This window comes from Christensenella hongkongensis (genome assembly GCF_000981035.1).
GTDB lineage: Bacteria > Bacillota > Clostridia > Christensenellales > Christensenellaceae > Christensenella > Christensenella hongkongensis.
Map to the genome: position 1 here is coordinate 201959 of NZ_LAYJ01000068.1, position 10128 is coordinate 212086.

Annotated in this window: 11 protein-coding genes; 1 reads left to right on the forward strand and 10 read right to left on the reverse strand. The window is 48.1% G+C overall.

The window, feature by feature from the left end; genetic code table 11:
* Positions 1–4: 4 nt before the first annotated feature.
* The 4 genes from CHK_RS04550 to mnmA all read right to left on the reverse strand — a co-directional run bounded on the left by CHK_RS04550 (position 5) and on the right by mnmA (position 3478).
* Positions 5–454: a GyrI-like domain-containing protein gene (locus CHK_RS04550; RefSeq protein ID WP_046442824.1), complete on the reverse strand. Its 450-nt coding sequence runs from the start codon at positions 452–454 to the stop codon at positions 5–7.
* A 69-nt stretch (positions 455–523) separates the two neighbouring features.
* The gene (locus tag CHK_RS04555) at positions 524–1417 is read right to left on the reverse strand and encodes a helix-turn-helix transcriptional regulator (protein ID WP_046442825.1); all 894 of its coding nucleotides are present in this window, start codon (positions 1415–1417) and stop codon (positions 524–526) included.
* Positions 1418–1426: 9 nt separating this feature from the next.
* Positions 1427–2254: a formamidopyrimidine-DNA glycosylase gene (locus tag CHK_RS04560; RefSeq protein WP_046442826.1), complete on the reverse strand. Its 828-nt coding sequence runs from the start codon at positions 2252–2254 to the stop codon at positions 1427–1429.
* A gap of 129 nt (positions 2255–2383) precedes the next feature.
* Positions 2384–3478: a tRNA 2-thiouridine(34) synthase MnmA gene (gene mnmA, locus CHK_RS04565; RefSeq protein WP_046442827.1), complete on the reverse strand. Its 1095-nt coding sequence runs from the start codon at positions 3476–3478 to the stop codon at positions 2384–2386.
* 89 nt (positions 3479–3567) lie between these two features.
* Here mnmA and CHK_RS04570 point away from each other — a divergent pair, with 89 nt between their 5' ends.
* The gene (locus CHK_RS04570; RefSeq protein ID WP_052740323.1) at positions 3568–4530 is read left to right on the forward strand and encodes a ComEC/Rec2 family competence protein; all 963 of its coding nucleotides are present in this window, start codon (positions 3568–3570) and stop codon (positions 4528–4530) included.
* Between the two features lie 20 nt (positions 4531–4550).
* Here CHK_RS04570 and CHK_RS04575 read toward each other — a convergent pair whose 3' ends face one another.
* The 6 genes from CHK_RS04575 to CHK_RS15580 form a co-directional block, all read right to left on the reverse strand.
* Complete coding sequence (locus CHK_RS04575) at positions 4551–5492, reverse strand: hypothetical protein (protein ID WP_046442828.1); 942 nt, start codon at positions 5490–5492, stop codon at positions 4551–4553.
* 90 nt (positions 5493–5582) lie between these two features.
* Positions 5583–6041 carry an NUDIX domain-containing protein gene (locus tag CHK_RS04580; protein ID WP_046442829.1) on the reverse strand — a complete coding sequence of 153 codons (459 nt, stop codon included), beginning with the start codon at positions 6039–6041 and terminating at the stop codon, positions 5583–5585.
* A 296-nt stretch (positions 6042–6337) separates the two neighbouring features.
* On the reverse strand, positions 6338–7090 hold the full coding sequence (locus tag CHK_RS04585; RefSeq protein ID WP_046442830.1) for an exodeoxyribonuclease III: 753 nt from the start codon (positions 7088–7090) through the stop codon (positions 6338–6340).
* Between the two features lie 22 nt (positions 7091–7112).
* Positions 7113–7892: a hypothetical protein gene (locus CHK_RS04590; RefSeq protein ID WP_046442831.1), complete on the reverse strand. Its 780-nt coding sequence runs from the start codon at positions 7890–7892 to the stop codon at positions 7113–7115.
* A gap of 14 nt (positions 7893–7906) precedes the next feature.
* Complete coding sequence (locus CHK_RS04595; RefSeq protein WP_046442832.1) at positions 7907–8953, reverse strand: alcohol dehydrogenase; 1047 nt, start codon at positions 8951–8953, stop codon at positions 7907–7909.
* 122 nt (positions 8954–9075) lie between these two features.
* Positions 9076–10017 carry a class B sortase gene (locus tag CHK_RS15580; protein WP_052740325.1) on the reverse strand — a complete coding sequence of 314 codons (942 nt, stop codon included), beginning with the start codon at positions 10015–10017 and terminating at the stop codon, positions 9076–9078.
* Positions 10018–10128: the final 111 nt, after the last annotated feature.

The window sequence follows — 10128 nt, forward strand, 5'->3', positions numbered from 1 at the left end:
CCCCTTATTTGATCCCAATATAAATATGTATTTCCTGTCCGCCGTCGCCCTGCAAATAATCCTCAAAGTCACTTTGGTAACTTCTGTCGAGCGGAAGGCTCCAGACCGCGTTCCATATTTCCTGAACTGCCTGTTGCAAATCTCCCTTCGCAACAAACCTTGCGTATTTTCCTGCGTATATTTTTTTTACCGGAAAAACGCTGTTTTCATTTTCTCCTGATACCTCACACCCTGCCAGATAAGAATAGGGTTTGGTATAATCGCCTTCATAATCCGTATAGAGTCCGATACAGTTTTGGCCTATCCGGTTTTTGATCAATTCCTGTTTACCGTTCGCGAGGAAATCCTGCCATAGCATCCCAATATCCATCGCACCTTTCCCGTTTGCGTTTTCCGTCCTGATTTCCACTCCCTGCACAAACTTATCATTTAACGTTACAATTTCATATTCCATTTTACCATTCTCCTTCATCATTTGATCTGTTATCAGGATAACACCCATAACCTGACATCGAATGGCATATTATAAATATTGCTCCAACGTTTTTTGCAGACGCTCCCTGACCATATTTTTAATTCGTTCGGGTTGCAGCACCTGCGCATTTTCTCCAAAAGACAAAATATATCCGTATACCCATTCATCCTCGGGCACAACCAGCTCTGCCTCAAAGCCTTCGCCACATTTGCGAATATTCTGCTCGTCGAATTCATCGTATACGCGGTAGGCCATGCACGCGTCGATAAAAAGTGTGATCCGGACACATTTTTGCGGTGCGTCTGTTTTTGCCTCAATCGGTGGCATTGCTTCCTTCCGTTCAAATTTTTCATGCAGCATATTAAGATTTTTCATACGCGAAAGCTTAAAAATACGATAGTCTTCCCTCTGCCTGCAGAACCCCTGGACGTACCAGGCCTTTCCTTTATAGAGCAGTCGCAACGGCTCCACACTGCGCTCTGTCTTTTTCCCGTCCCCGCCAAAATATTGAAAGGATATTGCCCGTTTTTCAAGAACCGCTTTTTTTAATAAGTTAAATTTATCCTTTTCCGCCTTACCCCAGTCCGAAAAATCAACCTCGATCCAGTCAAATTTTTCCTGACGAAAAACAGCGTTCAGTTTTGAAATCACATCTCCTGTCTCAGGATATTGCGTTGCTTGCAGGCTTTGCAGCCCAATCATAATCTGGTTCCTCTCCTGATCAGTAAGCAGTGATTTTTGCAGCACAAAATCATCCATCAGCGCGATCCCGCCGCCCTTTCCCTTCATGGCATATACCGGTATACCGGAAAAGCTCAGCGAATCGATATCGCGGTAAATCGTGCGTACAGATACCTCAAACTTTTCAGCAAGCTCCTTTGCAGTCACCTTTTGCCTGTCAAGCAATATGTAAATGATCTCAAATAGACGGTTGTTGCGCATAGCTCCCTCTTAAAGTGCCTGGCATACAGGACAATAATAGATATTTCCACCAAGGTACGCTTCCTTTTTGATCGCGCCGCCGCATGCAGGACAGATCATTTCCTTATTATTTTTACTCATAACGGTCTGATAACCGCCCGGATTCCCAAAGAGGTCTTTTTCCGTATCCCTTCCCCCTTTTTCCGCCATATCGGCAAGAATATTTTTAACGGCCATATATAGCTCCGCAATCTCCTGTCCGGTAAAATCTGCCAGCTTTTTCTTCGGATGGATGCGCGCCGTCCATAGAATATCCTGCGCAACGCCGTTTCCCACCCCCGGTATCCGCTGCTGTGTCGCAAGAAAAGCCTTCGCTGAGGTTTTCTTTTGATCCACCTCCGCAAGAAGCTGCCTGAAATAGTCCACGTCAAAGGCCTCCTCAAGCGGTGAAACTTTTTCCCTTGCCACAAGGTAATAAGGATTTTGGTTCTCTCCCGCACGGAAAGCGGACATCGCTCCATACATCTGTACCTTTGCAACCAAAGCGCTGCCATCGTCAAACAGGATATACAGCTGATGCTTTGCAGGTTCTTTTTCCCCCGGCTGGAGGAAGCGTAAATTGATGCCGTCATTAAAATCAAGGCGGCAATCCTCGATCTCTATTTCAAAATGGCCGCCGTAGGCCTTTGTTTCTCCAACGGTCTTTGCGCTGAGCAACGCATCGTAGCCCTGTGGGTCCCCGCAAAAGAAAGCAAAACCATGCGGGCTTTTCCCCGCAACCACTTTGCTGATTTTTTTCCCTTTTATGGTCTCTGTCAGTTGTTTTGCAAACACGGCGCTTTCCGGTAATTCAATCATATGATATTCTCCTGTCTCCGTTTTTTGAATCTATTATATACTAGTAAACTGACACCTGACGTCATATTCACATTTTGTCACAAAATTTGCCAGACAAAAACGGGCGGCAACCGCCGCCCAGGATAACCTTTAAAATATAACCTCGTCGATCACGCCACCGCCAAGGCAAATATCCCCGTCATACAGAACACAGTACTGCCCGGGTGTAACCGCACGTTGCTTTTCTTCAAATTCCACGCGGTATAAAGCTTCTCCCAGCTTTTCCGCCCGGCCCTTCTGGTCCGGCTGACGGTAACGCACCTTTGCGCCGCACTCAAAGCTTTTTCTTTCCCCGCCGCCCGATATAAAATTCATGCCGCTCATCACAAGCGCGCGCGAATAAAGCAATTCCGACTCCGCCCCCTGTGAAACATAAAGAATATTATTCTGCATATCCTTCTCGACTACAAACCACCGCTCTCCCGTGCCGTCCTTGCTTCCTCCAATATTAAGGCCGCGCCGCTGTCCCAGCGTGTAGTACATCAGTCCGTCGTGCCGACCGACAACTTCGCCCTCCACCGTCTTCATGTCACCCGGGCTTGCCGGAAGGTAAGTCTGCAAAAACTGTTTAAACTTTCGCTCGCCGATAAAGCATATCCCTGTCGAATCTTTTTTCTTCGCTACGGAAAGCCCCGCTCTGTCTGCCAGCGCGCGGACATCCGCCTTCTGCATCCCGCCGATCGGAAACATGGCCCGCTCGATCTGGTTCTGGGAAAGCATACAAAGAAAATAGCTTTGATCCTTTCCGGCGTCAAGGCCCTTTTTCAGATAAGTAATACCCTTACTGCTTTCAAGCCGCGCATAGTGCCCGGTGGCAAGATAATCCGCGCCCGCCTTTTTTGCAAAATCAAGAAACGCTGCAAATTTGATTTCCTTGTTGCACAGTACATCCGGGTTTGGCGTCCGCCCGCGTTTATATTCCGCAAGGAAATATTGGAACACACGCTCCCAATACTCATTCTCAAAATTAACCGTATAATATGGAATCCCGATCTGGTCGCACACTGAGCGCACATCTTCATAATCTGCGGCAGCCGGGCATTCCACATCATCAGCACTGTCGTCCCAGTTTTTCATGAATACGCCTACTACGTCATATCCCTGTTCCTTCAAAAGCAATGCCGATACCGCCGAATCAACACCGCCGGACATTCCTACAATCACACGTTTTTTAGCACTTCCCATAAATTCTTTCTCCGTTTTTCCTCTGCCCGGTTTTACATTTCGTTCTATTATAGTATAATCGTTCATAGGAATTATGCAAGGAGACACGGATGGCAAGACGGAAAAATAAAAAGAGCGCCGCAGGGGCGTTGATCGCTGTATTATGCGTGATTGGCATTATCCTGGTTTTTGCGTTTGGGACGCAAGGCGATTTTATCAGCAACCTGAAACAAATCTGGAACAACACAATCAGTTATGGACATTCTTCCTCAGCGCAGTCCGTATCATCACTTGTGGCCCCGGAGGACAGCGATAAGCTGTTGCTTTACGTAATGGATACAGGGAATTCAGACAGTATGGTGCTTCGCACGCCGGACGGCCATGCCATTCTGATCGACGCCGCGGATAACGACGACTCGCAGCAAATTCTGGATACGCTTCATTTACTGGGCATTGAAAAGCTCGACGGCGTGGTCGCTACCCATCCCCACGCAGACCACATCGGTTCCATGGCTGCGGTGCTTTCCGGCGTGCCGGTCTCAACGATTTATATGACAGATTTTACCGCCACCACCAAAACGTATGAATCTATGATCGACGTGATCGAACAAAAGGATATCCACGCAGTCAATGTAACCGCAGGATATCAATTCTCTGTGGGCGGCGTTCATTTCACAGCGCTCAATCCGCAGAACAAGGATTATGGCGATGCAAATAATTCCAGTATCGTACTGCTGGCGCAATACGGCGATACGAAATTCCTGTTTGAGGGGGATGCCGAAAAAGCCGCGATTTCCGATATGCTGTCAAACTATTCCGATCAAATGGATATCGACGTATTAAAGGTTGGACACCATGGCTCTTCCAATGCAACGACGCAGGCCTTCCTCGACGTTACCACGCCACAGCTTGCGATCATCACCTGCGGTAAAGATAATGACTACGGCCACCCGCATACGGAAACCATCGATATGCTCGGTGGAATGCAGATTCCTATTCTGCGTACCGACCAAAACGGGGATATCGCCGTCTTTACTGACGGAAGTACCATTACATACAAAACGGCGGCCTGAAAGACCGCCGTTTTTTTGCCTTAATCCATTTCCGCTACATCCACTTGGATATATTTTTCGCTGACTCCGTACGCTCCGGCAACCGCCTTTGCGATTTCATCCTTTACTTCCCGTTCGTTCTTTTGCTGCCTTGCGTTTAAAACATCGAAAATAATTTTCTCCGTTTTCTCTTCATCCAACTGCGTAATATCCATTTCGTCCGCAATCGCGCAATCAGCCGACACCTTTACTCCATACCGGTTTGCTCCGCTGCTGCAAAACGCGCTCAAACGCAATTCTTCATCTTTATCAAACAGGAAGACGTAATCATTAAGCTGTACCACCGCATCTTCGTTGCGGTACTTTGCTTTCAGTTCGTTTTCAAGCGCGACAAATCCTTTTTTGTCCATCCCCTTCACATTCCTGTCTTCCTTATAGAATGTAAATCCAAGTTTCTCCGCACGCTCCTCACTCGATTCGTCCATACCAGCTACGCCGCTTATCTGCTCAAATTCTTGCGCGGTTACCGGAGTAAGCGCCGCAATATTGCCGTCTGCGTCGCGCTCCGCGATAAGCAGCACTCCGATCTCAGAATAAAACCCATTTGTCCAGATAGAGTCGCTTTCGTCGTACAACGCCGCCAGGGGCTTTCCATCATACCACCATGTGCCTGTCTGTTCATCATAGCTGAGGCCATAGGCCCCATATTTCTCCAGCCAGCTTTCTTCGTCCATCCAGCCGTTCATTGCCGATTCCGCCGCTTCCGCAATAGCGCTCTGCGTATTACCCAGATGGATTTCATTGCGCCATTCGTCGCTGTGCTCCGTAACCTCCTGCACTACGCGGTCCTTCACTTCCACCGCAGACTGCATCAGTTCCCCCACCCTGCTGTACATTGGCGCACAGCTGCACAATATCCCGACGGAAAGTGTGATCACAAGAATACAAACAATTACCTTCAACGATTTTTTCTTCTCACTCATAGTGCTCTTCCTCCTGATTTACTTTCTCAATTATACCGCGATATTTTCGAGAGTGTTTTACAGGCTGCTGAACACTTTCTTAAAAGTCTCTTAACGATCCAAGTTATTGCGTTTCAGGCGTTCATTCAGCTCCCAAAGCGCCGTATTCTGATCCGGCATCCGCACCATGAGATTTGCCTTGCCGTAGTCCATCCAGCCAAAACGAAGATGTTCGTCGGATAATGTAATGTTACCATCGTATGGCATTCCAAAGAAATACATGGGCAGCACTACGATATCTTTTCCCCAGACAGGCGTCCATTCCGGAAAAACCGTGCTGCGCATACAGCTTATGCTGTCAAGCCGGTAAAGTGGGCCGGGGGCTGTAATACCTCCTTCCTCCCTGCACTCACGCAGGGCGCTCTGCTCGATCGTTTCTCCGGATTCGCCCCCTCCGCTGATTCCCTGCCATATTTGCGGCAGGTCTGACCGTTGGAAAATCGCGTATTCATACGCATCTCCTCTTTTGCGGTAAGGAAAAACATGTATATGGTAAGGCATTCTGCTCATTGATTCCCGCTCCTTTTGCATTATTATATTAAATAAACCCTACTGCAAATAAATCTTAGTTTCCGATGCTTTTATTTACAATTTCTTAAAAATTCATTCATCTCCATTTCATGAAAGGCTGTTATCTTTATATTATACAAATTCTACTCCGGCAAACAAAGCTCCACCCCGCCGGGGTAGTCAAAAAACACCGCCTCCGGCGTTTACATAGATCAATCAACCTCTGGCTCCCTCCATACTATATGGGAGCCTTTTTATTTAAAAAAGAGCCATAACGGCTCTTTTTCATTTTCTGCTTATTTGATGACAAGCCCAACCGGGCAATGGTCGCTGCCCAAAACGTCAGAATAGATTTCCGCGTCTACGATCCTGTCCTTCATATCTTCCGACACCAGAAAATAATCGATACGCCATCCCGCATTGTTTGCGCGTGCGTTAAACCGGTACGACCACCAGGAATACCGCCCTGTTTCCCCCGGATGTAAATACCGGAAGGAATCGATAAAGCCCGCGTCAAGTAGCTCTGTCATCTTTTCACGTTCCTGCGGCGTAAACCCCGCATTTTTCACATTCGACTTTGGATTTTTGAGGTCGATCTCCGTATGTGCAACATTCAAATCACCACAGACGATCACACCCTTCTTTTTGTTCAGGGAGAGAAGGTACGCACGAAAATCATCCTCCCATTTCATACGGTAATCGAGTCTCTTAAGCCCCTCCTGTGAATTTGGCGTATAGACGTTCACCAGATAAAAGTCAGGAAGTTCAAGCGTGATCACCCGCCCTTCGGTGGAATGCTCCTCAATATCAAAATCATATGAAACTGATTCGGGTTTTATTTTGCTGAACACCGCCGTTCCGGAATACCCTTTTCTTTCGGCACTGTTCCAATATTCGTCATAGCCCTTGAAATCGAAAACAGCCTGTCCCTTTTGCATTTTTGTTTCCTGCACACAAAGGATATCCGCACCGCTTCCTTCCAGATATTCCAGAAATCCTTTTCCAACCGCTGCGCGCAGTCCGTTTACGTTCCATGAAATCAGCTTCATTCGTTTTACCGCCTTTCCCTGTTCAGGTTCTTTGATGCTTTAATTTTTTAGAAGCCTCGTCCGCTTCAATCCGCGCTTTTCTTGCTTTCGCTTCCAGCGCAAGGTATTCCTTCTTTGCCGCCGCCGCTTTCTTCTCAAGCCGCTTTGCCTCCTCGCCGGCTTCCAGCGCATCGCTTTCCTTTAAAGACTGCACCGGATCAAAAGCATCCTCCTTGTAAAGCCACACAAGGACTGAAAACAAAAAGATACCCGCAAGGATGATTCCCGTCATCTCCGTAAGGGCCGTTGTTCCAAGCATCCCCATCAGGGCAATCAGCACAACCCAGATAATCAAAACAAAAATCAACGCTTTTTTAAATAAAATCGAATAATAATTCCGCAATGTAAGTGCAAAAAGCATCAGGGTAACAGCCAGAGAAATCGACGATATCTGTGCGCAGAAGTTATGCAGCCAGGCAAAGGCAGGAAATGTTTCAGGCAGGAAGGGTACTATATTTCCAAAAATCAATATTGCCGTCGCAAATGTAACAAATCCACGAATTTTGGAGCGCGTATTTTTGGTGAGCATCAAAAGGTAACCCATGAAACTCGAAAAGTAACCGCAAAATACAATCGTCCATACAATAAAAAGCAAATGAATGCTGACGCTTGTACTTCCCATCGCCGACATCGACACCGTCAGCACATTGTCCCTTGCTCCCATGATCAATGTAAACACCGGAATGATTCCCAGAGAAAAAATCCCATAGATGATCATTCCTCCAACAATGCGTTTACGGTAGCCTGACATCTCGTCCTTCATCAATAACCACTTCCTTACTTATTATACTCATAGGGCGTTATAGCCCATTTCATGCAATGATCCTGTTTTTTCTCAAAAACACGATAGCCTTCAGCGATATCGTTGAGCGGGGCTGTGTGCGTCAGCAAAAAATCCGTATTCAGCCTCCCCGCTTCAATCAGCTTCATCAACCGCGCGCAGTGCACCGCGTCCACGCCGCCGGTTTTAAACGTCAGGTTTTTTCCATACATATTGGGAAGCGGCAGCGTTTGCGCCTCCTCATACATTGCCACAAGCGCAACAACCGCATTGGGGCGCGCGATTTTCCATGCCATTTCAAACGTATCCTTCGCGCCCGCCGCTTCAATGACACTGTCCGCGCCGCGTCCGTCCGTTATTTCTCCCACCCTTTGCTCCGCATCCTCATTCGCCGGATTGATTCCGACATCGCAAAGTCCTTCCTTTAAGGCAACCTCCAGCCGGTAAGCATCCGGTTCTATGGCAATAATCTTTGCCGCGCCAAAAAGCCCTGCGCACATCATCGCACACATACCAACAGGGCCCGCGCCGATTACCGCGACAGTATCCCCCGGTTTTATTTCACAAAGCTCCGCACCAAAATATCCGCTCGACAGAATGTCTCCAAGAAGCAAGGCGTTTTTATCCGTCACTGCATCAGGAATTTTGGTAAGCCCCATTTCCGCAAAGGGAACGCGCACATATTCCGCCTGGCATCCATCGATACGGCAGCCAAGCTCCCAGCCGCCCTGCTCGCAGTTGTTGATGAATCCCCGCCTGCAAAACCAGCAATCTCCACAAAAGGTAATACAGTTTGCAGCGACTCGGTCTCCCGGTTTCAGGCCTTTCACCTGTGCGCCGCACGCTACAATTTCCCCCACAAATTCATGCCCCAGAACGATATCGTCCTTTGCACGCGGCACAGCGCCGTGTATGACGTGTAAATCGCTGGTACATATTGTTGACAGCGTCACTCTCACAACCGCATCCTGCGGGCTTCTAAGCGCCGGTACAGGGCGGTCTGTGAGTTCAGTTTTTCCATTGGAATATACAAGTGCTTTCATAATTTTATCTCTCTAATAAATATATCTATTTAAAGATATCACAGCCTTGCAGTATTGACAATCTCCTACCGCAAATAAAAAAGAACCGGCGCTTTCCTGATAAAAGCAACCGGTTCTTATTTTCAGACCTCCACCTCTCCGGAGCCAATCACGGCGTCTGCCGGGGATGATGCAGCATCGCCTGAGAAAACCAGCTCATCCGCATCCGTAACCTTCCTTGCAACGACAACGATACGCCCGTTGTCCGTTGAATATTCGCACGTAGACAGCGTAATCAGCTCGTCCCCATACTCCGGCGTTACGCCTGTTTCGTACAATTCCTTCTCCTTGCAGTTGCTTATGAACCCATCAAACTCTTCTTCGTTCTTTGCATCGTAGAACTGGTAGAACTTAAACACGTCCGTTTCGTCTTTATTGTAGATCTTTGTCAGGAACACCGCCGCTATCTCATATTCGTCCTCGCTGTACAATGTGTCAAACCGTATCCGTTTGTGTTCCTGATAGAACTCCTCTTCCCTGTAATCCAGCAGCGTGTGGAACATCGTCCCGTTTTTCATGTTGTGACCATGGATCAGCAGGTTCGTGCTCCGCGGCTCTACCGTGCAGTTCTTATCTATGAAGATACATCCTTCCTTCGTCGGATCCTCCTCCTTCTCAAAATTCCGGTACAGGTAGTATTCCCCGTCCTGCGGCGTATACATCACAGGGTAATCCACCTTCGTCCCCTCTATTTTGATCCAGCCTGCGATATCGCTGTTCTGGTCGTACAGCTTTTTCATGGAAGGGAGCATCTGCGGCTCAGTGGGCGTTGCAGATGCGCTGGCAGCAGACGATTCTGACGGCGTTGGCACAGCGTCTGCTTCCCTTACAGGCTGCGGCGCAGGCGCCGCCGCCTGCACGTTCCATACGATCAATCCGATTGTCACGCATACCGCAGCGGTTGCCACAAGCAGCACCGCCAGCCACCTTTTCTTTTTAACAGGCGTCAAATGCCCTCTCTCTTCTGGTTCGCCGCTCTTTCGTCCTTTGCCCTTCTGAGCGTTGTCATCCTTCAATTCGTTCATTCCTTTTGTTCTCCATGTAAGGTGGCGGAAGCCGCCACCCAAACACATAAGGCGGGAAACCTCCCGCCTTTCTGTGTATGTATCTCAGTGTACTTTGCCTGTATTTCTATT